This window comes from Micromonospora sp. ATCC 39149, from assembly GCF_000158815.1.
Classification (GTDB): Bacteria; Actinomycetota; Actinomycetes; order Mycobacteriales; family Micromonosporaceae; genus Micromonospora.
The window spans coordinates 4,307,269-4,330,937 of sequence record NZ_GG657738.1 but is presented as its reverse complement, the minus strand read 5'-3'; the positions used below and the strand labels follow the sequence as shown (position 1 = coordinate 4,330,937).

General features: G+C 73.4%; 19 protein-coding genes and 3 pseudogenes. 14 read left to right on the top strand and 8 right to left on the bottom strand.

Going from position 1 to position 23,669, the window contains the following annotated elements; all coding sequences use genetic code 11:
- A pseudogene (locus MCAG_RS31095) lies at window positions 1-202 on the bottom strand (hypothetical protein); the annotation flags it as partial.
- Window positions 203-205: 3 nt separating this feature from the next.
- Window positions 206-835: an MBL fold metallo-hydrolase gene (locus MCAG_RS18715; RefSeq protein WP_007074549.1), complete on the bottom strand. Its 630-nt coding sequence runs from the start codon at window positions 833-835 to the stop codon at window positions 206-208.
- Window positions 836-951: 116 nt separating this feature from the next.
- On the opposite strand from MCAG_RS18715, the gene MCAG_RS18710 reads away from it, so the two are divergent.
- Window positions 952-1,893 carry a DUF4349 domain-containing protein gene (locus MCAG_RS18710; protein ID WP_007074548.1) on the top strand — a complete coding sequence of 314 codons (942 nt, stop codon included), beginning with the start codon at window positions 952-954 and terminating at the stop codon, window positions 1,891-1,893.
- Here the strand turns inward: MCAG_RS18710 and MCAG_RS18705 are convergent.
- Together MCAG_RS18705 and MCAG_RS18700 are read right to left on the bottom strand one after the other, a co-directional pair.
- Window positions 1,850-3,112 (bottom strand): amidohydrolase, encoded by a 1,263-nt coding sequence (locus MCAG_RS18705; RefSeq protein ID WP_036374167.1) that lies wholly within the window; start codon window positions 3,110-3,112, stop codon window positions 1,850-1,852. The two genes, MCAG_RS18710 and MCAG_RS18705, sit on opposite strands and share 44 nt — an antisense overlap.
- A gap of 511 nt (window positions 3,113-3,623) precedes the next feature.
- Window positions 3,624-5,207, bottom strand: coding sequence for a methylmalonyl-CoA mutase (locus MCAG_RS18700; protein ID WP_007074546.1), 1,584 nt, complete (start codon window positions 5,205-5,207; stop codon window positions 3,624-3,626).
- Between the two features lie 214 nt (window positions 5,208-5,421).
- Between MCAG_RS18700 and MCAG_RS18695 the strand changes: the two genes are divergently transcribed.
- Window positions 5,422-7,629: a serine/threonine-protein kinase gene (locus MCAG_RS18695; protein WP_036374162.1), complete on the top strand. Its 2,208-nt coding sequence runs from the start codon at window positions 5,422-5,424 to the stop codon at window positions 7,627-7,629.
- 78 nt (window positions 7,630-7,707) lie between these two features.
- Window positions 7,708-9,438, top strand: coding sequence for a phospho-sugar mutase (locus tag MCAG_RS18690; RefSeq protein ID WP_036374159.1), 1,731 nt, complete (start codon window positions 7,708-7,710; stop codon window positions 9,436-9,438).
- Between the two features lie 26 nt (window positions 9,439-9,464).
- Here MCAG_RS18690 and MCAG_RS18685 read toward each other — a convergent pair whose 3' ends face one another.
- Together MCAG_RS18685 and MCAG_RS32700 are read right to left on the bottom strand one after the other, a co-directional pair.
- Entirely contained in the window at window positions 9,465-10,337 is an 873-nt protein-coding gene (locus MCAG_RS18685; protein WP_157548126.1) for a hypothetical protein, read from the bottom strand.
- A 338-nt stretch (window positions 10,338-10,675) separates the two neighbouring features.
- Entirely contained in the window at window positions 10,676-10,816 is a 141-nt protein-coding gene (locus MCAG_RS32700; RefSeq protein WP_157548124.1) for a hypothetical protein, read from the bottom strand.
- Between the two features lie 149 nt (window positions 10,817-10,965).
- On the opposite strand from MCAG_RS32700, the gene MCAG_RS18680 reads away from it, so the two are divergent.
- Window positions 10,966-11,850, top strand: coding sequence for a helix-turn-helix transcriptional regulator (locus MCAG_RS18680; protein ID WP_036374153.1), 885 nt, complete (start codon window positions 10,966-10,968; stop codon window positions 11,848-11,850).
- Window positions 11,843-12,046 carry a DUF397 domain-containing protein gene (locus MCAG_RS18675; protein ID WP_036374150.1) on the top strand — a complete coding sequence of 68 codons (204 nt, stop codon included), beginning with the start codon at window positions 11,843-11,845 and terminating at the stop codon, window positions 12,044-12,046. Before MCAG_RS18680 ends, MCAG_RS18675 begins: the two co-directional genes overlap by 8 nt.
- A 150-nt stretch (window positions 12,047-12,196) precedes the next feature.
- Here MCAG_RS18675 and MCAG_RS18670 read toward each other — a convergent pair whose 3' ends face one another.
- Together MCAG_RS18670 and upp are read right to left on the bottom strand one after the other, a co-directional pair.
- Window positions 12,197-12,874, bottom strand: coding sequence for a GPP34 family phosphoprotein (locus MCAG_RS18670; protein WP_036374147.1), 678 nt, complete (start codon window positions 12,872-12,874; stop codon window positions 12,197-12,199).
- Between the two features lie 122 nt (window positions 12,875-12,996).
- A complete protein-coding gene (upp, locus tag MCAG_RS18665; RefSeq protein WP_007074539.1) occupies window positions 12,997-13,629 on the bottom strand; it encodes a uracil phosphoribosyltransferase in 633 nt (210 codons plus the stop codon).
- Window positions 13,630-13,806: 177 nt separating this feature from the next.
- Here upp and deoC point away from each other — a divergent pair, with 177 nt between their 5' ends.
- From deoC to MCAG_RS18625, 9 genes and pseudogenes are all read left to right on the top strand, one after another.
- On the top strand, window positions 13,807-14,823 hold the full coding sequence (gene deoC, locus MCAG_RS18660; protein ID WP_007074538.1) for a deoxyribose-phosphate aldolase: 1,017 nt from the start codon (window positions 13,807-13,809) through the stop codon (window positions 14,821-14,823).
- Between the two features lie 5 nt (window positions 14,824-14,828).
- Window positions 14,829-16,259 (top strand): aldehyde dehydrogenase family protein, encoded by a 1,431-nt coding sequence (locus MCAG_RS18655; protein ID WP_036377481.1) that lies wholly within the window; start codon window positions 14,829-14,831, stop codon window positions 16,257-16,259.
- Window positions 16,252-17,076 (top strand): aldehyde dehydrogenase family protein, encoded by an 825-nt coding sequence (locus tag MCAG_RS18650; protein ID WP_007074536.1) that lies wholly within the window; start codon window positions 16,252-16,254, stop codon window positions 17,074-17,076. Before MCAG_RS18655 ends, MCAG_RS18650 begins: the two co-directional genes overlap by 8 nt.
- A 99-nt stretch (window positions 17,077-17,175) precedes the next feature.
- Window positions 17,176-17,622 (top strand): BlaI/MecI/CopY family transcriptional regulator, encoded by a 447-nt coding sequence (locus MCAG_RS18645; protein ID WP_007074535.1) that lies wholly within the window; start codon window positions 17,176-17,178, stop codon window positions 17,620-17,622.
- Between the two features lie 10 nt (window positions 17,623-17,632).
- Window positions 17,633-18,538 carry a M56 family metallopeptidase gene (locus MCAG_RS18640; protein WP_007074534.1) on the top strand — a complete coding sequence of 302 codons (906 nt, stop codon included), beginning with the start codon at window positions 17,633-17,635 and terminating at the stop codon, window positions 18,536-18,538.
- 195 nt (window positions 18,539-18,733) lie between these two features.
- On the top strand, window positions 18,734-19,984 hold the full coding sequence (locus tag MCAG_RS18635; protein WP_007074533.1) for a cytochrome ubiquinol oxidase subunit I: 1,251 nt from the start codon (window positions 18,734-18,736) through the stop codon (window positions 19,982-19,984).
- A gap of 10 nt (window positions 19,985-19,994) precedes the next feature.
- A pseudogene (locus MCAG_RS31090) lies at window positions 19,995-20,852 on the top strand (cytochrome d ubiquinol oxidase subunit II); the annotation flags it as partial.
- Window positions 20,853-20,999: 147 nt separating this feature from the next.
- Window positions 21,000-22,748 carry a thiol reductant ABC exporter subunit CydD gene (gene cydD / locus MCAG_RS18630; RefSeq protein ID WP_083802442.1) on the top strand — a complete coding sequence of 583 codons (1,749 nt, stop codon included), beginning with the start codon at window positions 21,000-21,002 and terminating at the stop codon, window positions 22,746-22,748.
- Window positions 22,745-23,669 (top strand): annotated as a pseudogene (locus MCAG_RS18625) (thiol reductant ABC exporter subunit CydC); the annotation flags it as partial. The gene cydD and the pseudogene MCAG_RS18625, both read left to right, overlap by 4 nt.

Below are 23,669 nucleotides of genomic sequence, written 5' to 3'. Positions count from 1 at the left end.
GGCGACCAGCTCGGGGCGGCGCAGGGCGAGCAGGTTGACCAGCCACGCGGCCACCCCTCGGGCGGCGCAGCCGGGCGATCTCGCGGGCCGTGGCCGGGTCGCCGGAGCGCCGGGCCTCGGCGACGGCGGCGTCGCGGGTGGCGACGAACTTCTCCGGCGGCTCGGTGTAGAGCCGCCGGAGGAGGCTCTGCGGGGGCGGCACGGCTCAGACGTCGAGCCGGCTGCCCGGCTCGAGGCGCTGGTAGTCGGTCCCCGACAGCGCGGCGTACTGACGGTTGAGGACGGCGAGGCCGTTGTCGTTGAGCAGCCCGTCGTGCAGGGCGAAGGCTCGGCGCGGGGCGACCGCGCGGATGAAGTCGAGCACCTCGGAGAACTTCGACCAGGGGGCGTGGATCGGCGCGAAGAGGGTGTCCACGGGGGCGTCCTCGGGTGCCACCAGGGCGTCGCCGGGGTGGTAGACGACGTCGTTCAGCAGATACCCGAGGTTGTCCACGACCGGGATGTCGGGATGGATGACGGCGTGCCGACCGCCGTACGCGCGCACCGCCACGCCCGCCGCGGTGAACGCCTGCCCGGGTGAGATGGGCTCCAGGGCTTCGGCCACGTCGCCGAGGGCACCGGCCAGCGAGGCCGGGCCGTAGATGCGGAACGGCCAGCGGTCGAGCTGCCGGGTGAGAGCCGCGACGTCCACGTGGTCGGGGTGCTCATGGGTGATCAGCACCGCGTCCGCACCGTCCAGCGCGGTCGGGTCGCTGAAGACGCCCGGGTCGACGACCAGCACACCGCCGTCGTGCTCGACGCGGAGGCAGGAGTGGGCGAATTTGGTGAGCTGCATCGTGACTCCTCGATTGACCCAATCGTGATGTCCCTCAGCGCAGTCTGCCGGAACCGGCGCGGTGCCGCGTCGCGTCTGAGGTATCGCCCGATGGGGCGTAGACGATCGGAGCGGGAATGGACGGACACGCAAGACGCAGGTTGCTGACCGCGGTGGGGCTGGTGGCGCTGCTGGCGGCCGGTGGTTGCAGCGCCGACAGCGATGGGGCGGGAGAGCCTTCGGCGGCGGTGGCGCCCGAGCAGGCGGCACCTGCCGACGGGGGCAAGGCGGAGCAGGGTGCCGATGCCGGGGGAACGCGGTCCGGCGCGGGTGGCGGCTCACCGGACCTGCGGGTCGACCAGCGGTCAATCATCTACACCGGAACCATGCGGGTGCGGGTGGACGATGTGGACGCCGCCGCCCGGTCCGCCATCACGGCGGTCACCGGCGTCGGCGGCTTCGTCGGCGGCGACGAGCGCAGCAGCGGCGGAACCGCCGACGCCCGGGCGGAGTTGCAACTGCGGGTGCCGGCGGAGCGGTTCACGGCCGTCCTGGAGGAGTTGGCGAGGCTCGGCCGGCAGGAGCAGCGGGCGATCCGCACGGAGGACGTGACCGAGGAGACCGTGGATCTCGACGCGCGGATCGCCACCCAACGGGCCCGGGTCGAGAGCGGTCGCAAGCTGCTGGCGCGGGCCACCTCGATCGGCGACCTGGTGACGCTGGAGAGCGAGGTGGCTAGGCGGGAGGCCGACCTCGCCTCGCTGGAGGCGAAGAAGCGCCGGCTGGCCGACCTGACCTCGCTCTCCACCATCACCCTCACCCTGGTCGGTCCGGAGGCGGAGGCCCGGGACACCGAGCCCGACACCGGCTTCGTGGTCGGCCTGCGCGGCGGCTGGACGGCGTTCGTCGCCTCGCTGGGCGTGCTGCTCACCGTGCTCGGGGCGCTGCTGCCGTTCGCGGTGGCCCTCGGCGTGCCGGTGGCGGTGCTGCTTGCGGTGCTGCGGCGGCGCCGGCGTCGACCGCCGGCGCCGGCCGTCAACGCGCCGCCGCCAGTGCCCGCAGCGCGGTCTGCACCATGACCCGGATGCCGACCGCGATGGCCCCCTCGTCGACGTCGAACGAGGCCCGGTGCAGGTCGACGTTCGGGCCGGACCGGCCGACGCCGAGGCGGGCCAGCGCGCCGGGGACGTACTCCAGGTACCAGGAGAAGTCCTCGCCGCCCATGCTCTGCGGGGTCTCCGCGACCCCCTCCGGGCCGAGCGCGGCGTGGGTCGCCGCCGTGAGCACCTGGATCGCCCGGGCGTCGTTGGTCACCGGCGGCCGGCCGCGTAGGTACTCCAGGTCGACGGTGGCGCCGGTGGGGGCGATGACGTCCCGCACCACCTGAGCGACGATCTTGGGGGCCTGGTCCCAGGTGTCGCGGTCCATCACCCGCAGGGTGCCGGACGCGGACGCCTCGGACGGGATCACGTTGTACCGGGTGCCGGCCGAGGCGTGGCCGAACACGAGCAGCAGCCCGCTGTTGGCCGGCACCCGGCGGCTGACCAGGGCTGGCACCTCGGTGACCAGCCGGCCGAGCGCGTCGACCAGGTCGACGGTCAGGTGCGGGCGAGCGGTGTGCCCGCCGGGGCCGGTGAGCCGGACGGTGACGTTGTCGGCGGCGGCGGTGATCGGGCCGACCCGCAGGCCGACCTTGCCGACGGGCTGGTTGGGGTCGCAGTGCAGTGCGAAGATCTGCACGACGTCGTCGAGACCGCCGGCCTCGATGACCTCCAGCGAGCCGCAGGGCAGGATCTCCTCGGCCGGCTGGAAGATCAGCCGGACCCGGCCGTCCAATTCGCCGAGGTTGGCGAGTTGGGCCAGCAGCACGCCGACGCCGAGCAGCACGGTGGTGTGCACGTCGTGGCCGCAGGCGTGGCAGACACCGTCCTTGGTGGACCGGTAGGGCACGTCCTTGACGTCGGTCAGCGGCAGCGCGTCGATGTCGGCGCGGAGCGCGACCACCGGGCCGTCGGGGCGGCCGTCGATGTCGCAGATGACCCCGTTGCCCTTTGGCAGCAGGCGCGGGCGCAACCCGGCGAGCGACAGCTCGCGGGCGATCAGGGCCGCCGTCTCGAACTCCTCGCCGGAGAGCTCCGGGTGGGAGTGGATGTGCCGGCGGGTGGCGATAAGGCCGGGCATCCGGAGGGCGAGCAGATGGTCGAGCTCGAAGGGCAAAGGCTGCGACCCGGACGGCGACTCCGGCCAGGCCGACGACGCCAGGTGGCTGCCGTTCGGCAGCGTCAACGCACTCGTCACGTCGAAATCTCGATCACTAGAAACGGATGGATCATCAGGGATGACAGCCGCCAGCCTAGACCTTCGACGGTGACTCTGTGCAACATCATTCCCGTAGCGATCGGACCGCGCAGCGTCACGAATACCCTGGTGGAAGGGCTCCATAATCTGCGGGACAGCAGGTAGATCGCGGTTGAACGCCGTCATCTGCCCCCCACCTCCTACAACCCGTAACCGATTCGGCGGTCACGAAATCACCGTCGATCCGGGGCCGTCGCTACCGAATTGTCGCATTAGTCGTCTCGGTTAACTGCCGCTCGGACAAGTAACCGACCGCACTCGGCAGTCGGACGACTCCCGACGGTGACACGACGGGCCGACCTGCTCCCGCACATGCTGTCCGTCCCAATCACCCGGACGGGTTACCCACTGCCCCGGGTGGCACACACCGGGCTGCCCCGGGTGGCACACACACCAGGCGACCGTAGCCCCGAACGGTTACGCCCCGCGACCCCTCATCCGAGACAAGGGGTCAGAACCGGTCGCTGGGGCGGTACGTCCCCCACACCTGGCGCAGGGTGCCACAGACCTCGCCCACCGTGGCCCGGGCCCGCAGCGCCTCCTTCATCGGGTGCAGCACGTTCGCCGTACCCTCGGCGGCGGCCCGCAGCTCACCCAGCGCGCGCTCGACGGCGTCGCTGTCGCGCTCCACTCGCAGCTTGGCCAGCCGCTCGGCCTGGGCAGCCTCGATCGTCGGGTCCACCCGCAGCGGCTCGTACGGCTCGTCGGCGTCGACCGTGAACCGGTTGAGGCCGACCACCACCCGCTCGCCCGAGTCGATCTCCTGGGCGATCCGGTACGCGGACTGCTCGATCTCCCGCTTCTGGAAGCCCGCCTCGATGGCGTCGACCACCGAGCCGTGGTCGGCCACCCGCTCCATCAGCTCCACCACCGCCGCCTCGATCTCGGCGGTCATCGCCTCCACCACGTACGACCCGGCGAACGGGTCGACGGTGGCGGTCAGGTCCGTCTCGTACGCGAGCACCTGCTGGGTGCGCAGCGCCAGCCGGGCGGCCTTCTCGGTGGGCAGCGCGATGGCCTCGTCGAAGCTGTTCGTGTGTAGCGACTGGGTGCCGCCGAGCACCGCGCCCAGCCCCTGGATCGCCACCCGGACCAGGTTCACCTCGGGCTGCTGGGCGGTGAGCTGCACGCCCGCCGTCTGGGTGTGGAAGCGCAGCATCATCGACTTCGGGTTCTTCGCGCCGAACTCGTCGCGCATCAGCCGGGCCCAGATCCGCCGGGCGGCACGGAACTTCGCGACCTCCTCCAGCAGGGTGGTCCGGGCGACGAAGAAGAACGACAGCCGGGGCGCGAAGTCGTCCACCGCCAGCCCGGCGGCGAGCGCGGCCCGGACGTACTCGACGCCGTTGGCCAGCGTGAACGCGATCTCCTGCGCGGGCGACGCGCCGGCCTCGGCCATGTGGTAGCCGGAGATGGAGATGGTGTTCCACTTCGGCACCTCCGCCCGGCAGTAGGCGAACGTGTCGGCGACCAGCCGCAGCGAGGGCTTCGGCGGGAAGATGTACGTGCCCCGGGCGATGTACTCCTTGAGGATGTCGTTCTGGATGGTGCCGTTGAGCGCCGCGCCCGGCACCCCCGCCTCCTCGGCGACGAGCTGGTAGAGCAGCAGCAGCACCGACCCCGGGGCGTTGATCGTCATCGAGGTGGAAACCTTGTCCAACGGGATGCCGTGGAACAGCAGCCGCATGTCCTCGATCGAGTCGATGGCGACGCCGACCTTGCCGACCTCGCCGTGGGCGATCGGGTCGTCCGAGTCGTACCCCATCTGGGTGGGCAGATCAAAAGCGACGGAGAGGCCCATGGTGCCGGCGCGCAGGAGCTGGTGGTAGCGCGCGTTGCTCTCCGTCGCGGTGCCGAAGCCGGCGTACTGGCGCATCGTCCACGGCCGCGAGGTGTACATGGTGGAGTAGACCCCACGGGTGTACGGGAACTCCCCCGGCTCGCCCAGCCGCTCGGGCAGACCCTCCGGCAGGTCCCTCTGGGTGTAGACACCCTTGATCGGGAAGCCGGACTCGCTCGACCGCGGTTCACTCATCCCCGGATGGTAGGACGTGCCACCGCGCCGGAGGGTGAGGGATTGCGCACATCGCACCCCTGTCTTTCCCCGCCGACTCCGAGGGTGAACACCTGGCCACGTTCGCTCCGATTAGGTAAACGTTCCGCCGCGTCGGGTTTCGCATCGGGCGTCGGAACCAGCAAGATAGAGGAGTTGTGTCCCAGCCCCCTCGATTTCCCCCGGTGGCTCTTCTGTGACTCAGATCCCGACGTGGAGCGGCGGACCAGTCAGCCCACCCCACGGACGTGCGGCAGCCGGCACCACCATCGGTGACCGGTACTCGCTCCGGTCCGCGGTGGGCAATGGCGGCATGGGCACGGTCTGGCGTGCCACAGACACCCTGCTGCGGCGCGACGTGGCGGTGAAGGAGGTCGTCCTCCCGCCCGGCCTCGCCCCGAGCGACCGCGACGCCATGTACGAACGCACGCTGCGCGAGGCCCGCGCGGCGGCGGCCATCCAGCACCCGGCCGTGGTCCAGGTGTACGACGTGGTCACCGAGGGTGGTCGCCCCTGGATCGTGATGGAGCTGCTGGACGCCCGCAGCCTGGCCGACATGGTGATCGAGGACGGGCCGGTGGCCCCCCGCGCGGTCGCCAAGATCGGCATCGCCCTGCTCGGCGCGCTGGAGGTGGCCCACGCGATCGGGGTGCTGCACCGCGACGTGAAGCCGGCCAACGTGCTGATCTGCACCGACGGCCGGTGCGTGCTGACCGACTTCGGGGTGGCCAAGCTCCCCACCGACGTGCAGCTCACCACGCCGGGGATGGTGCTCGGCTCGCCGCACTTCATCTCCCCCGAGCGGGCCATGGGCCAGGAGTTCGGCCCGCCGAGCGACCTGTTCTCCCTCGGCGTCACGCTCTACACGGCGGTGGAGGGCCGGCCCCCGTTCGACAGGGGCGACCCGATCGAGACCATGCACGCCGTGGTCGAGGACCCGCCGGCCACGCCGCAGCGCAGCGGCCCGCTGACCCGGGTGCTGATGGGGCTGCTGGAGAAGGACCCGGCCCGCCGCCTCGACGTGCACACCGCCCGCGCGATGCTCCGCGAGCTGCTCGCCGGCCCGCTGACCAGCACCGCCACCGCCGTCAACTCGGTCACCGACCCGTACGCGGTGGTGCCGGTCAAGCAGCGCCCGGCCGTCGCCCCACCGCCCTCCGCTGCGGAGCCGAAGCCGAGCGGGCAGATCGGCGGCCGGGCGATGCTCGCCCCCGGCGAGTCGCTGACCGACCGGCTGGCGGCCCTGCGCCGGGGCGAGAAGACGAGGAAGAGGAAGACGACGACCGCCGCCGCGCTGGACGACACCAGCGCCGACGCGCTTGCCGGCCCGCTGCACACCCCCACCGGGGCGATGCCCGCGCCCCCGCCCGCCGGCCGGACGTACGGCGGTTCGTCGGAGGCCACCCAGCGGGTCGACGCGGGGACCGCGCCGGAGGCCACCCAGCGGATGACGTACGGCAGCCCGCCCGACGCCACCCAGCGGGTGTCCCACGGGAGCGGCCCGTCGGAGGCCACCCAGCGGGTGCCCTACGGCGGCGGCTCGGCGGACGCCACCCAGCAGGTGCCCTTCGGTCGCCGGCCCGACGCGACGCAGCGGGTCCCCTACGGCAGCCAGCCCGGCGCGACGCAGCCGGTCCCCGGCTTCGGCGCGTCGCCGGACGCCACCCAGCGGGTCGGCGGGGCGTACGGCGGCGGCCAGTGGTCGGTGCCCGGCACCGGCCAGCCGTGGGCCACCCCGGCCACCGCGCCCGCCCCGGCCACCGCCGGCGGCGGCGGGGTCGGCCGCCTCGTCGCCACGGTCAAGGGCTGGCCGCGCAAGGTGCAGCTCGCCGCGGCCGGCGGCGTCGCCGTGCTGCTGCTGATCGGCGTGTTCGCCCTCTTCGGCGGCGACGACCCGGAGCAGCCGACCACCCCGCAGGGGCAGCCGAGCGCCGGGGCGCCCGCCGGCCCCGGGGTGGAGATGCAGGAGCAGTCGGCCAAGGGCGTCACGGTGCAGGTGCCCAAGGGCTGGGAGCGGCGCAGTGCCGACGGGGGCGTGTGGGTCGACTACATCGATCCGGAGGACAACAGCCGCAAGGTGCGCATCCTCGCCGAGCGGTGGAGCGGCACGTCGACGCGCTGGGCCGAGACCGCCGCGAACGGGCTGCGGACCCGGTCGGCCTCCTGCCAGAAGCCGTACAACCAGGTGTCGATGACCGAGCAGGAGCTCGACGGCAAGGCGGCGGCCGAGTTCGAGTACACCTGCGGCGACGGCGAGGGCAAGCGGCACGGCGTGTGGCGCGGGGTGGTGCACGAGGGCAAGGTCTACTCGTTCTACCTCTCCTCGACCGACGCCCGCTTCGCCGAGAGCAAGCCGATCTTCGATCAGATGGTGGCGTCGTTCAAGCTCCGCGGGAGCGACTGAGCCGGGCCGGGGGCCGACGCGACGCCGGCCGGGCGGGCCGACGCGACGTGGTGAGCCGCCGCCGTGCTATCAAGAGCCATGGCGGCGGACACCACTGACCTCGACGACACGCGCGATCTGGACGACCTTCGCGACCGGGCCCGGCGGTGGCTCGACGACGACCCCGACCCGGCCACCCGCGACGAGCTGGAGGCCGTGCTCGACGGGCTGCCGGCGAGCGCGGCCGAGCTGGCCGACCGGTTCGCCGGGCCACTGACCTTCGGCACCGCCGGGCTGCGCGGCCCGCTGCGCGCCGGCCCCAACGGGATGAACCTCGCCGTGGTCACCCAGGCCGCCGCCGGGCTCGTCGCCTGGCTCGCCGCCCAGGACGCCACCGGGCCGCTGGTCATCGGGTACGACGCCCGGCACGGCTCGCGGGAGTTCGCCGAGCGCACCGCCCAGGTGGCCACCGGCGCGGGCCGCCCGGCGCTGCTGCTGCCCCGCCCGCTGCCCACCCCCGTGCTGGCGTACGCGGTGCGGCAGCTCGACGCGGCGGCCGGCGTGATGGTGACCGCCAGCCACAACCCGCCCCAGGACAACGGCTACAAGGTCTACCTCGGCGCGCAGCTCGGCGGCGAGCTGGGCGCGGGGGCGCAGATCGTGCCGCCGGCCGACACCGGCATCGAGGCCGCCATCCGGGCGGTCGGCCCGCTGGCCGACGTACCGCTGGGCCCGGCCGGGCAGGTCGTCGGCGACGACGTGGTCGTGTCGTACGTCGACCGGGCCGCCGCCGTGGTCGACCCGGCGGGGCCCCGGAGCCTGAAGGTGGCCTACACGCCGCTGCACGGCGTGGGCGCGGCCGTGCTGACCGCCGCCTTCGCCCGCGCCGGCTTCGGCATCCCCGGCGTGGTGCCCGAGCAGGCGGTGCCGGACCCGGACTTCCGGACCGTCAGCTTCCCCAACCCGGAGGAGCCGGGGGCGGTGGACCTCCTCGTCGCGCTCGCCGAGCGCACCGGGGCGGACCTGGCGATCGCCAACGACCCCGACGCGGACCGCTGCGCGGTGGCCGTCCGCGACGGCCGGGCGGCGGGCCCGGCACCGGTGAGTGGGGGCGCCTGGCGGATGCTGCGCGGGGACGAGGTGGGGGCGCTGCTCGCCGACCATCTCATGCGCCGTGGCGTCCACGGCCTGTACGCCACCACCATCGTGTCGTCGTCCCTGCTACGGGCCATGTGCGCCGCCCGTGGCCTGCCGTACGACGAGACGCTGACCGGCTTCAAGTGGATCGTCCGGGCCGGCGGCGGACCGCTGGGTGAGGCCGGCTCCGACCCGCTGGTCTTCGGCTACGAGGAGGCGCTGGGCTACTGCGTCGCCCCGGAGCACGTCCGCGACAAGGACGGCATCACCGCCGCGCTGACCGTCGCCGAGCTGGCCGCCGGGCTGAAGGCGCAGGGGCGCACCCTCACCGACCGGCTCGACGAGCTGGCCGCCGAGTTCGGCGTGCACCACACCGACCAACTCTCGGTGCGGGTGGACGACCTGCGCATCATCGCCGACGCGATGGCCCGGGTCCGGGCGGCCACCCCGACGACCCTGCTCGGCCGCCCGGTGACCGAGGCGCGGGACCTGCTCCCCGAGGCGGACGTGGTGATCCTGCGTACCGACGGGGCACGGGTGGTGATCCGCCCGTCGGGCACCGAGCCGAAGCTCAAGGCGTACCTGGAGGTGGTGGAGCCGGTGGCGGACGGCGACGTGCCGGCGGCCCGGACGCGCGCGGCGGCCACGCTGGCGGCACTCCGCACGGAAATCGCCGCCCTGGTGCAGGGATGAGGTGTGCTCCCGCTTCCGACGCTCTCTCAGCGGGTTGGCGTGTCGCCCCCAGGTTCGTGGTGATATGCGGCCAGGTAAGCCACCGTCCTGCCACTATCCATGTCGTAGAACATGATGCGTGCCACTTGGATGTAGTAGTAGGTGACCAATGAGGTGAACCCGGGGCCCTGTTTGAGCGTGTACGTAGCGCCGAAGCCACTGGCAGTCACATCGTCACGGCGGGCTTTCCCGTTAGCGCTCGCGTAGCTCAGCGCAGCAGGAACATCCTCCCCGCCATAGGGATACAGCAGCTGGCTGGTGTATCCCTTCTCGAAGGGCTTTGCAGGTTCTGCCGGCAAGGGCGAGAGGTCCTGGGCGTCCGTCTTGATCACGATCTCGTAGAGCCGGACATCGGCCGTCTCGGTGTTGTACGCCAGGATGACCGGCACCGGCAAGGTGTTTGGGAGCGTGACCGAAATGGACGTGAACCCGGGTCCGGGGCGCTGCGTCGGCCGCTGCCCGGCTTGGGTGGCGGGCCCGTCCGAGGAATAACTACGGAACATGCAACTGCCGTCTGTCTTGTTGTACAGGAACAGCCACTGCCGCTTTCCACCCTCGCCGTTCACCTCGAAGGGCGCTACGGACGACCATCCAGCGCCCCAGTTGTCCTTCTGGCCATCAGGCGGCCACACCTGCTCGCAACCGTCTTCGTTGTCCACAACCTGCCACACGGCGCTGTTGCCGGTAAGGGCATCGTAGAGCTGGACATACCGCCTGTCGTTCTGCACGACGGGAACGACGGAGGTCCACCCCTTCCCGAAATTGCGCTGCCAGCGGGGAGGCCACTCGGGTGGCATCTCGTCGTGGGCATTGACTGGACCGAAGGCGGCCGTGCCGTCATTGCTGTTGTAGAACAGCACCGCTGGGCCACTGTAGTGCCCGTCGAAATGCAGAGATATGACGTGCGTGAACCCTGGTCCGAGTTGGACATCATAGAGAGCATTCCGGAGTGACATGGGTTTACCCCGTCCTAGGGATCACTGCTTCTCAACAAGATCATCAACGGTGTGCGGCAGGCTGCACAATCGGGTGGAAGAAGAGCCAGCACCGGGCCTCACTGGCCATCACAGTATCGTCTGACCTCTTCGACCGGGCCCGAAACGGGCGAACCGAGAGCGTTCCGCGCATCTGTCGGTCGGGCGTGTCGAAGGTGCGGCTGTTCGCCACGTGCGCGGCGAGCAGGGTGCCCTCCGCGCCGTCACGGGTTCTGCCACGAGGCGGCCAGGACCCAGACGGTGACCAGCCGGCCCAGGGTGCCGGTCACGATGAACCGCTTGCGACCGCTGGCTGCGCCGCTCCGGCGGCCCTCCGCGCCGGACCGGGAACGCGGCACGCTCACCCCGCGTGATCCCTTGCCCACGAAGGGCTCGTCTGAATAGCATCAGCACATCAGGCCCCACCATTACCCGGCACCATTGGCATTCGCTTTCTTCGACGTTGCGGCTGCGGTGCCCGGGCGTTGCATTTCCGGCGGAAAGGTGTTGCACGGTGCGTGAAACAAATGGCTCGACCGTGCCGCGACGGCAGCTCGGCAGGCTGCTCACCCAGCTCCGCGAGAGCGCCCATATCAGCATCGACGCGGCGGCCGGCGAGCTGGACTGCTCGCGGCAGAAGCTCTGGCGGATCGAGCGGGGGCTGACCTCGGCCAAGACACCGGACGTCCGGGTGCTCTGCGAGCTGTACCGGGCCACGCCCGACCAGGCGAGCGTGCTGCTCGGGCTCGCCGAGGTGAGCCGGGCCGAGGGGTGGTGGCACGCCCACGGCAGCTCCGTGCCGGCCTGGTTCTCGCTCTACGTCGGCCTGGAGAACGTCGCGAGCAGCATTCGGCACTACAACGCGGAGCTGGTGCCGGGGCTGTTGCAGACCCCCGGCTACGCCACCGCGCTCTTCGAGCACAACCGGCCCGAGCTGGGCGAGGAGGAGCGAAAGAAGGCGGTGGGCTTCCGGACTCAGCGGCAGGGGCTGCTGGCCCGGCGGCTGCCCCCGGCCCCCGAGCTGACCGTGATCCTCAGCGAGGCGGTGCTGCGCCGCCCGGTGCCGGGCCGATCGGTGATGGCCGACCAGCTCCGGCACCTGCTGGCCGTCGGCGAACGGCACAACATCACCGTACGGGTGCTGCCGCTGGCCGCCGGGCCGCCGCTGGCCGCCGAGGCCGGCACGTTCGTGCTGCTCGACTTCCCGCTCTCGGCGCTCGGCAGCCCGACCGAGCCGCCGACCGTCTACGTCGAGGGGCTCACCGGCGCGCTCTACCTCGACCAGCCGACGGAGATCGCCGCGTACGAACGGGTCTGGAGGGGTCTGGATTCGCTCGCCCTCGGCGCGCGACAATCAGCGGAGCTGATCGATGCCATCCGGGGAGAGTGCTATGAGTGATCTGACCGGCGCCCGCTGGCGCACCAGCACCCGCAGCGGCACCAACGGCGGGGACTGCGTCGAGGTGGCCGACAACCTCACCGGCATCGTCGGCGTCCGGGACAGCAAGGACCCGGGCGGGCCGGCCCTGACCGTCCCGCCCGCCGCCTGGTCCGCCTTCGTCACCGAGGTCAAGGCCAACCGCCTCACCCGCTGACAGCTCCGCAACGAACCAACCCCCGGCTACGCCTCAGACGCGGCCAGCGCCCCAGGGCTGCCCACGCCTCAGACAGCCCGCGCCTCAGACGTGCCTGCGCCTCAGACAGCCCGGGCCGCAGGGGCGCGTGCGCCTCAGACGGCCCGGGCCTCAGGCGCGCTTGCCGAGGGCGGCGTCGACCGCCTTGCCCAGGGCGGTGACGACCAGGGCCACCGAGGGGCGGACCACCGAGTCGTCCAGGCTGACGGTGCCGGAGAAGCCGGCCCCGCCCGCGATCTCCTCCAGCCGACGCCGGGCGTCGACGGCGGCGTCGCCGGTCAGGCCGAGCGCCGGCTCCATCCGGAGCACCGCGACCAGGGTGGCCAGCGCCGCCGTCGCCTCGTCGGGGATCTGCCCGCCGGCCAGCGCCTCGGCCAGCCGCCGCCGGGAGTCCTCCTCCACGGTGGCGTCCGCCGTCGGGTAGCGGTGCACGTGGATGAAGCCCAGCTCGGTCTCCTCGACGTCGCGCACCACGCCCCGGGCGACCAGGTCGCCGAGGATCCGGTCGCGCAGGCCGTGGCGCAGCCGCTGCACCCAGGAGGACGGGGTGTGCGGCGTGTCGGCGGCCATCCGGCCCAGGACCTCGTCCAGGATCGGTTCGCCGGTGGGCGCGGGGTCCGTGACCACCAGGTTCCCATCGACGTACGCGACCCGGCCGGCGAGGGCCAGCTCGATCAGGACGGCGGCGGCCATCCCGAGGTCGAGGCTGATCCGCGGCATGGTCGCCTTGCCGGATTCGTCGTCGTACGCGAGGAGCAGCAATTCCTCGGCCAGCGCAACACCAGTCATGGCCGGAGACGGTAGCGCCTGAGCGCACCCCGTGCGCCCCCAACTCGCCCACGAGCGCACTCGCCCGGTGAGAGGGGAACCCCGCTATACCGCAGGCGTTAACAGGGGGCCCTTCCTTGCGATCAGAAGCGGGGCATACCGCCGAACTGGCGGTCGCCGGCGTCGCCGAGGCCCGGCACGATGAACATCCGGTCGTTGAGGCTCTCGTCGATCGCGGCGGTGACGAGGCGCAGCGGCAGGCCGGACTGCTCCAGCCGGGCGATGCCGACGGGCGCGGCGAGCACGCAGAGCACGGTGATGTCGGTGCAGCCCCGCTCGGCCAGCAGCCGGCAGCAGTGCTCCAGGGAGCCGCCGGTGGCCAGCATCGGGTCGAGGACCAGCACGGGCAGGCCGGCGAGGTCGCGCGGCAGCGACTCCATGTACGCGCGCGGCTCGTACGTCTCCTCGTCGCGGGCGAGGCCGACGAAGCCCATGGACGACTCGGGGAGCAGGGCGAGCGCGGCGTCGGCCATGCCGAGACCGGCCCGCAGCACGGGTACCAGCAGCGGCGGGTTGGCCAGCCGGGTGCCCTCGGCGTCGGTGACGGGGGTCTGCACCGGGTACTTCTCGACGGGGAAGGAGCGGGCGGCCTCGTACACGAGCATGGTGGTGAGCTCGTGCAGCGCGGCCCGGAAGTTGGAGGAGTCGGTGCGCGCGTCCCGCATGGCGGTCAGCCGCGACTGGGCGAGCGGATGGTCAATGACGTGTACGTCCACGATCGCCCAACCTACCGAACGCCCGGGCCCCGAGACACGAGGAGCGACGCCGCTCACCCGGCCCGTGCGGCAACCCTGGACGGTTGGCGTTCGAAGGTAGGGCAGGTGCCCAAGGTCGGGCCCGACCTCGCCGCGTGATCAAGATCACGAGGCGTGCGGGTGCGTAGACTTCCGGGCATGACGGCGACAGCGACGTCGGCCCGGTCGGACCTCTCCGAGCTGGGACGATCCGAGACCGCTTTGCGGAACTTCCTGCACGGCCTGCCGGGCGTGGACCAGGTCGGCGCGGAGCAGCGGGCGGCCCAGCTCGGCACCCGCTCGATCAAGACCACGGCCAAGGCCCGGGCGATCGACCTGGCGATCCGGATGGTCGACCTGACCACCCTGGAGGGGGCCGACACCCCCGGCAAGGTGCGGGCGCTCGCGGCCAAAGCACTGCGCCCCGACCCGGCCGACCCGTCCTGCCCGCACGTCGGCGCAGTCTGCGTCTACCCGGCGATGGTCCCGTACGTGGCCGAGGTGCTGCGCGGATCCGCCGGGTCCGGGCGGCCGTCCGGCGGACCGGACGGCAACGCGCCGGCCGGACCCGGCGTGGTGCACCTGGCCAGCGTGGCCACCGCGTTTCCGTCCGGGCAGGCACCCCTGGAGGTCAAGCTCGCCGACACCCGGGCCGCAGTGGCGGCTGGCGCGGACGAGATCGACATGGTGATCAACCGGGGCGCGTTCCTGGCCGGCCGCTACCGCGAGGTCTACGACGAGATCGTGGCCACCAAACAGGCGTGCGGGGACGCCCACCTCAAGGTGATCCTGGAAACCGGCGAGCTGGCCACGTACGACAACGTGCGCCGGGCGTCCTGGCTGGCCATGCTGGCCGGCGGCGACTTCATCAAGACCTCGACGGGCAAGGTTCCCGTCGCGGCGACCCTCCCGGTGACGCTGGTGATGCTGGAGGCGGTCCGCGACTTCCGCGCCGCCACCGGGCGGCAGGTCGGCGTGAAGCCGGCCGGCGGCATCAAGAACACCAAGGACGCGATCAAGTACCTGGTTATGGTCAACGAGACCGTCGGCCCGGACTGGCTGGACCCGGACTGGTTCCGGTTCGGCGCGTCCAGCCTGCTCAACGACCTGCTCATGCAGCGCACCAAGCTGACGACCGGCGTCTACTCCGGTCCCGACTACTTCACCCTGGACTGAGCGTGATCTTCGAATACGCGCCCGCCCCCGAGTCCCGCTCGGTGGTGGACCTCAAGCCCTCGTACGGGCTGTTCGTCGACGGGGAGTTCGTCGACCCGGCCGACGGCGGCGGCTTCAAGTCGGTCAACCCCGCCTCCGAGGAGGTGCTCGCCGAGATCGCCGAGGCGGGCAGCGCCGACGTGGACCGGGCGGTCCGCGCCGCCCGGACGGCGTACGAGAAGGTGTGGGGCCCGATGCCGGGCCGGGACCGGGCCAAGTACCTGTTCCGGATCGCCCGGATCATCCAGGAGCGCTCCCGCGAGCTGGCCGTGCTGGAGTCCCTGGACAACGGCAAACCGATCCGGGAGTCCCGGGACGTCGACCTGCCGCTGGTCGCCGCGCACTTCTTCTACTACGCGGGCTGGGCAGACAAGCTGCCGTACGCGGGCTTCGGCCCGAACCCCCGGCCGCTCGGCGTGGCCGCGCAGGTCATCCCGTGGAACTTCCCGCTGCTCATGCTCGCCTGGAAGATCGCCCCGGCGCTGGCCGCCGGCAACACGGTGGTGCTCAAGCCGGCGGAGACCACCCCGCTGACCGCGCTGCTGTTCGCCGAGATCTGCCAGCAGGCCGAGCTGCCGGCCGGCGTGGTCAACATCGTCACCGGCGCGGGCGACACCGGCCGGGCGCTGGTCGAGCACCCGGGCGTGGACAAGGTCGCGTTCACCGGCTCGACCGAGGTCGGCAAGGCCATCGCCCGGTCCGTCGCGGGCACCGGCAAGAAGGTCACCCTGGAGCTGGGCGGCAAGGCCGCGAACATCGTCTTCGACGACGCCCCGGTCGACCAGGCGGTCGAGGGGATCGTCAACGGCATCTTCTTCAACCAGGGGCACGTCTGCTGCGCCGGGTCGCGGCTGCTGGTCCAGGAGTCGGTCGCCGAGCAGGTGCTGGAGTCGCTGAAGCGCCGAATGGCGCTGCTGCGGGTCGGCGACCCGTTGGACAAGAACACCGACATCGGGGCGATCAACTCGGCCGCCCAGCTCGCCCGCATCCGCGAGCTGTCCGCCGCGGGCGAGGCCGAGGGGGCGGAGCGCTGGTCGCCGCCGTGCGAGCTGCCCGAGCGCGGGTTCTGGTTCGCGCCGACGATCTTCACGGGGGTCACCCAGGCGCACCGGATCGCCCGGGAGGAGATCTTCGGTCCGGTGCTGTCCGTGCTGACCTTCCGCACCCCGGCCGAGGCCGTCGAGAAGGCCAACAACACGCCGTACGGGCTGTCGGCCGGGATCTGGACCGACAAGGGCTCCCGGATCCTGTGGATGGCCGACCGGCTGCGCGCCGGGGTGGTGTGGGCCAACACGTTCAACAAGTTCGACCCGACCTCGCCGTTCGGCGGGTACAAGGAGTCGGGCTACGGTCGCGAGGGCGGCCGGCACGGGCTGGAGGGGTACCTCGGTGTCTGAGCGGGTCGCGGTACGCAAGACGTACAAGCTCTTCATCGGCGGGAAGTTCCCGCGCAGCGAGTCGGGACGGTCGTATCTCGTGCAATCCGCGAACGTGTCGCTGGCCTCCCGCAAGGACGCGCGGGACGCCGTGGTCGCCGCCCGCGCCGCCGTGAAGGGCTGGGCCGGGGCGACCGCGTACAACCGGGGTCAGATCCTCTACCGGGTCGCCGAGATGCTGGAGGGCCGCCGCGAGCAGTTCGTCGCGCTCGGCGTGCCGGCCGACGAGGTCGACGCGGCGATCGACCGCTGGGTCTGGTACGCGGGCTGGTCCGACAAGCTCCCCCAGGTGTACGGCGGTGCGAACCCTGTCGCCGGGCCGTACTTCAACCTGTCCGCGCCCGAGCCGACGGGGGTGGTGGCCGTGGTGGCCCCCGAGGCCCCCGCGCTGCTCGGCCTGGTCAGCGTGATCGCCCCGGCGATCGTCACCGGCAACACGGTGGTGGTGGCGGCCTCGCCGACCCAGCCCCTGGCCTCGGTGACCCTGGCCGAGGTGCTGGCCACCTCCGACCTGCCCGGCGGGGTGGTCAACGTCCTGACCGGTGCGATCACCGAGACGGTGCCGACGCTCGCGGCGCACCTGGACGTCAACGCGATCGACCTGACCGGGGTGGGCGACGCGTCGCTCGCCACCGAGCTGGAGGTCAGGGCGGCGGAGAACCTCAAGCGGGTGATTCGGCCGGCCCCGGCCGACCACGACTGGTACGCCGACCCGGGCCTCACCCGGATGACGACGCTGCTGGAGACGAAGACGGTCTGGCACCCCAAGGGCGTCTGAGCCCACCGACCCGTCCACCGACCCGCCCGCCACCCGGCCGCCGGAGGCAGGGGTGGGCGGCGGGTGGGGTGGATCTACTACGAGGGGTAGGATTGCCGCGTGACTCGGTTGGGTGATCTTGAGCGGGCGGTGATGGACGTGCTGTGGGACACCGTCCCGGGCACGTCGGACGGGGTGACGGTGCGCGAGGTCGCCGAGGCCCTCGACGGCCGCGAGCTGGCGTACACGACGGTGATGACCGTGCTGGACCGGCTCGCCGGCAAGGGCATGGTGCGGCGCCAGCGGGAGGGGCGGGCCTGGCGCTACCAGGCCGCGGCCAGCCGCGAGGCGCACATCGCCCAGCTCATGCTCGACGCGCTGGACCTCGGCGGCAGCCGGGACGCCGCGCTGGTGCGCTTCGCCCGGTCGGTGACCGGCACCGAGGCCGAGGTGCTGCGCGCCGCCCTCGGCGCCGAGGCGGGCGGCCCGCTGACCGACCGCGTCGACGCGCCGCGCGCCGACCGGGCCGGGCAGCCGGCCCTGGCCGACGAGGCGACGGACCGGTAGGGCCGCCGTCATGGCGTACGCCGTGCACTTCGCCGCGACGGTCCTGGCCTGCTACCTGACCGCTCAGGTCCTGGCGGCGTCCACCTGGACGTGGCGGGCCCCCCGGATCGCGATCGTCTGCTGGCAGGCGGTCGGGCTCGCGCTCGGGCTCTCCGCGATGGGCCTGCCGATGGCGCTCGGCGTGGCCGCGTACGACCGGCCGACCGGCAGCGCGTTGCTCGCCCTGGCCACCGACCTGACCCACGGCACCCTGCCGGCCGGGCTCGGCGCGGTCCACCTCGGTCTGGTCGGGGTCGGGTTCGGCATCGGGGCGGCGCTGCTCGCCACGACGGTACGCAGCGTGCAGGCGACCGTCCGGGCCCAGCGGCAGCACCGGGACCTGCTCGCCCTGGTGGCCCGGCGGGACCCGGAGGTGCCGGGGGCGCTGGTGCTGGACCATCCGAGCGCGGCGGCGTACTGCCTGCCGGGCGTGCGGCCCCGGGTGGTGGTCAGCGCCGGGGCGCTCAGCATGCTCGACCGGGCCGAGCTGGCGGCGGTGCTGACCCACGAGCGGGCGCACGCCCAGGAGCGCCACGACCTTGTGCTGCTGCCGTTCACCGCGCTGTGCCGTGCGCTGCCCTGGTTCCGTTGGGTACGCGACGCGCACGAGCGGGTCGCCCTGCTGGTCGAGATGCGCGCCGACGACAAGGCCCGGGAGCTGCACGCCGAGGCTCCCCTCGCGGGGGCGTTGCGCCGGTTCGCCGCGGCCGGCCACCGGATCGCGCCGGCCGGCACCCTCGGCCTGGGCGACCGGGACCTGGACGTCCGGGTCCAGCGGCTGCTGGTCGCCGACCGGCCGCCCCGGCTGATCGGGGCCGCCGCGCTGGCGGTGGCGGTCACCCTGGTCGCGCTGCCGGTCTCCCTCTTCCTGAGCTGACGCCCGACCCGGACACGTCCGACCCGGACACGCGCGACCGGACACGTCCGACCCGGACGCCTCGCCCGAGTTGGGCCCGTGTCCCACGGGGCCGGCTCGCCTGCCCGTTGCCGGGCCACCGACATGCGGGGCGATAGGTAGAGAGCCTACGTGTAGTCTTCCTACGACAAGGGAGCCTACTACCGGAGGGCGGCCATGGATCAACTGCTCCTCGCCCGTCTCCAGTTCGCCACGACCACCTCGCTGCACTTCCTCTTCGTCGTCGTCACGCTCGGTCTGGTCACCCTGCTCGTCGGGCTCCAGACGGCCTGGACGATCACCGGCAATCCCGTCCACGAGCGGCTGACCCGGTTCTGGGGTCAGCTCTACGTGATCAACTACGTGCTCGGCATCGCCACCGGCCTGCTCATGGAGTTCCAGTTCGGGCTGAACTGGAGCGGCCTGTCGCGCTACGTCGGCAACGTCTTCGGCGCCCCGCTGGCGATCGAGACCCTGGTCGCGTTCTTCCTGGAGTCCACGTTCCTCGGGATGTGGATCTTCGGCTGGCACCGGCTGCGCCGGGGCGTGCACCTCGCGCTGCTGTGGGGCGTGGCGCTGACCGCGTACGCCTCGGCGTTCTGGGTCATGGTGGCGAACGCCTGGCTGCAGAACCCGGTCGGCTACGAGGTGCGCGACGGGGTGGCCCACCTGACCGACTTCGGCGCGTTGCTGACCAATCCCACCTTCGGCCTGGCCTTCGGGCACGTGGTCGCCGCCGCCCTGCTCACCGGCGGGATGCTGATGGCGGCGGTGAGCGCCTGGCACCTGATCCGGCGCACCCCGGACCACGCGCTGTTCCGCACGTCGCTGCGGATCGGCCTGGTCACCGCGGCGGTCTCGATCAGCCTGGTGCAGGGCTTCGGCTTCGCCCAGTTCGGGCCGGTCGGGCAGACGCAGCCCACCAAGTTCGGCGGCGGCGCGCAGCGCGACGCCCTGGTCGCCGAATGGACCTCCCGGTTCGGGCCCGGCGACTACACCCCGCCCGTGCTGGCCGACGTCGGGCTCGGTTTCATGATCCTGATCGGCCTCCTCCTGGGCTGTCTGTGGCTGCTGCTCCCCCTGCTCTGGCGGGACTGGTTCATCCGGCTGCGCTTCCCGCTCTGGCTGATCCTGCTGGCGCTGCCGCTGCCCTTCGTCGCGGTGATCCTCGGCTGGATCGCCCGTGAGGTGGGCCGCCAGCCCTGGGTCGCGTACGGGCTGCTTTCCACCGAGCGGGCGGTCTCGCCGGTCGCGCCCGGGGTGATGCTCGCCTCGCTGATCGGCTTCACCCTGCTGCTCGGCGGGCTCGCCGTCGCCAACTGGGTGCTGTTCGCCCGGTACGCCGCCCGGGGAGCCGCCGATCCCGCCCTAGGCCGCCGGCCCGGCCCAGCCGCCGACGAGTCCCGTCCCGTCCCCGTCCTCGGCTGAGGAGGCCCCTGTGGAACTCGCCTGGTACGCCCTGCTCGGGCTCTTCCTCGCCGGCTACCTGGTCCTCGGCGGCTACGACTACGGCGTCGGCCTGCTGCTCGCCCGGGGCGGCCCGCCGGCCCGCCGCCGGGCGGCCCTCACCGCCGTGGGCCCGTTCTTCCTCGGCAACGAGGTCTGGCTGGTGGCGACCGTCGGCATTCTGTTCGGCGCGTTCCCCACCCTGGAGGGGGAACTGCTGTCCGGCTTCTACCCCGTCGTCGCCGCCGCGCTGGCCGGGGTGATCATGGTGACCGTCGGCGTGCAACTGCGCAGCCGCCCGACCGACGAGCCGACCCGCGCCGCCTGGGACCGGATGGTGGCCGCCGGGAGCCTGCTCGCCGCGTTCGGCTGGGGGGCGCTGCTCGCCGGGCTGCTCCAGGGCGTACCGCTGGCCGCCGACGGGCACGTCACGGGCGTCGGCCACGTGGCCACCCCGTTCGCGGCCCTCGCCGGGCTGGCGATGACGGCCCTGGTGGCGGTGCACGGTGCGACGTTCCTCACGCTCCGGCTGTCGGCCGCCGACGCCGCACCGCTGGCCCGTACCGCCCGCCGGCTGGTCGCGGTGGCGCTCGCCGCCGTCGCCCTGGCCGCCGTCGCGGGCGCGCTCTCCGATCGGGTACGCGCCGCGACGCAGCGCCCGCTGCCGGCCGTACTGCTGCCGTTGGTACTGGTGGCGGCGCTGCTGGTGGCCCGGGCGGCGCACGCGCGGCACCTGCCCGGGGTGGCCTTCGCCGCCACTTCGGCGGCGCTGGCGCTGCCGGTGGCGGGAGTCGGCGCGGCGTTGTGGCCCTACGCGCTGGTCTCCACCGTCGCACCGACGGCATCACTGAGCGTGACCGACGCGGCGGCCAGCGGGCCGACGCTGACGGTGCTGGGCTGGCTGGCGCTGCGCGCTCCTGCCGGCCCTACTAGGCTTCCAGGCGATGTGCTGGTGGGTGTTCCGGGGACGAACCGACGGCAGGGCACCGGTGTGCTGGTGAGCCGCCGTCCCTTCGACCCACGTCTGCTCCGCCGGGTCCCCGCGGCCCGGCGCGACCTCGCCGTGCTCGCGGTGCTCGGCGGGCTGACGGCGCTGCTGGTCGTGGGGCAGGCCACCGCGCTGGCCACGGTGCTGGCCGCCGCGCTCGACGGGCGGTTGGCCCGGCCGGCGCTCGCCGGTTTCCTGGCCGCCGTGGTGGGGCGGGCGCTGGTCGCCTGGGCCCAGGGCACGGTGGCGGCGCGGGCCGCCGCGACGGTCAAGGCGGCGCTGCGGGCCGACCTGCTCGCCGCCGTCGGCCGGCACGGTCCCGGCTGGGTCGCCGGGCAGCGGGCCGGGCAGCTCGCCACCCTGGCCGGGCGGGGGCTGGACGCCCTGGACGCCTACTTCACCGGGTACCTTCCGCAGCTCGTGCTCAGCGTCACCGTCCCGGTGGCCGTGCTGGCCCGGATCACCTTCGCCGACTGGGGCTCGGCCGTCATCGTCGCGCTGACCCTGCCGCTGATCCCGGTCTTCGGGGCGCTGCTCGGCTGGCAGGCGCAGGCCGCCACCGAGCGGCAGTGGCGGCGGCTGTCGACGCTCGGCGGGCACTTCCTCGACATGGTCGCCGGCCTGCCCACGCTGCGCGCGTTCGGCCGGGCCCGGGGCCAGGTCGAGGTGGTCCGCCGGATGGCCGACGGGCACCGCGCCGCGACGATGCGCACGCTGCGGATCGCGTTCCTGTCCGCGCTGGTGCTGGAGCTGGTCGCCACCCTGTCGGTGGCGCTGGTCGCGGTGCCGGTGGGCATCCGGCTGCTCGGCGGCGGGCTGGCGCTGTCCACCGCGCTGCTGGTGCTGCTGCTCACCCCGGAGGCGTACCTGCCGCTGCGGGCGGCCGGCAGCCGGTTCCACGCCAGCATGGAGGGGCTGGCCGCGCTGGACGAGGCACTGACCCTCTCCGCCGCCGACCCGACCGCCACGGCCACCGCCGGGTCGCGGCCCGTCCCCGACGGGCGCGCCGAGATCCGGTTCGAGGGCGTGACCGTCGCGTACGAGCGGACCGTGGCGCTACGGGACGTCACGCTGACAATCCGGCCCGGCGAGCGGATCGCGATCGTCGGGCCGAGCGGCGCGGGCAAGAGCACCCTGCTCAACCTGCTGCTCGGCTTCGTCGCCCCGACGCAGGGCCGGGTCACCGTGGGTGGCGTCGACCTGGCCGGCGCGGACCCGGACGGCTGGCGGCGTCAGGTCGCCTGGGTGCCGCAACGGGCCCACCTCTTCGCCGCCTCGCTGACCGACAACATCCGGCTCGGTGCCCCCGGCACGCCCGACGCCGCGCTCGCCGGCGCGGTCGCCGCCGCCGCGCTGGACGAGGTGGTCGCCGCCCTGCCCGACGGGCTCGACACCGTGCTCGGTGAGCGCGGGCACGGCCTGTCCAGCGGCCAGCGGCAGCGGGTCGCCCTGGCCCGGGCGTTCCTGCGGGACGCGCCGGTGGTGCTGCTGGACGAGCCGACCGCGCGGCTGGACACCGCCAGCGAGGCCGGGGTGCTGGCCGCCACCCGCCGGCTCGTCGCCGGGCGAACCGCCCTGTTGGTGGCCCACCGGCCGGCGCTGCTCTCCGACGCCGACCGGATCCTGCGGGTCGAGGAAGACCGGGTCACCGAGCTGACCACCACCCCGGCCACAGGGGTGACCCCCGACCCGACGAGCGGCTGCCGACCGGCCGGGCAGGTCGCCCCCGCCCCGGCCGGAGAGGGGGCGGCCCGATGAGCACCGGTCCCGCCGACGACGCCTTCGCCATCCCGCTGCCGGCCGACGGGGCCCCGGTGGCCGGCGGCAGCGTCCGGGCCGCCGAGCGGGCCGTGCTCCGGCTGGCCCGGCCGTACCGGGGCCGGCTGGTCGGCGCGGGTCTGCTCGCCGCCGCCACCGAGTTCGCCGGGCTGGCCCTGATGGCCACCGCCACCTGGCTGCTGATGAGCGCCGCCGGTCGGCCACCACTGGACCGGCTCACCGTGGCGATCGTCGCGGTCCGGGCGCTGGCGATCAGACGAGGCGTGTTCCGCTACACCGAGCGCCTCGCCGGCCACGATGCCGTGCTGCGGATGATCACCGACGTCCGGGCCGGGGTCTTCGCCGCCCTGGCCGCCCGGCGCGACGCCGCCCGGCAGCGCACCGGGGACGCGCTGAGCCGGCTCGTGTCCGACGTGGAGGCCGTGCAGGACCTGCTGCTGCGGGTGCTCGTCCCGGGGGCCGCCGCCACGGTGGTCAGCGTGCTGGCCGTGGCCGGGGCCACCACCATCTCGCTCCCCGCCGCCGGGGTGCTGGCGCTGGGCCTGCTCGTCGCCGGGGTGGCCCTGCCGCTCGCGGCCACCGCGCTGACCCGGCACGCCGCCGACCGGGTGGCCCCGCTGCGCGGCGCGCTCGCCACGGACGCCGTGGACCTTGTCCACGGCGCCGCCGACCTGGCCGCGTTCGGTGCCACCGGGTACGCGCTGGACGCCGCCGCCGATCGGGCCCGCCGGCTGGCCCGGCTGGAACGACGGCTCGCCGCCACCGGCTTCGCCGTGGACGCCGCCGGGGCGCTCGTCGCCGGGGTGACCGCCGGCACGGTGGTGGTCACCGCGCTGCGCGACGGCGTCGGCGGGGTGCTGGTCGGGGTGCTGGCGGTCGGTTCCCTGGCCGCCGTCGAGG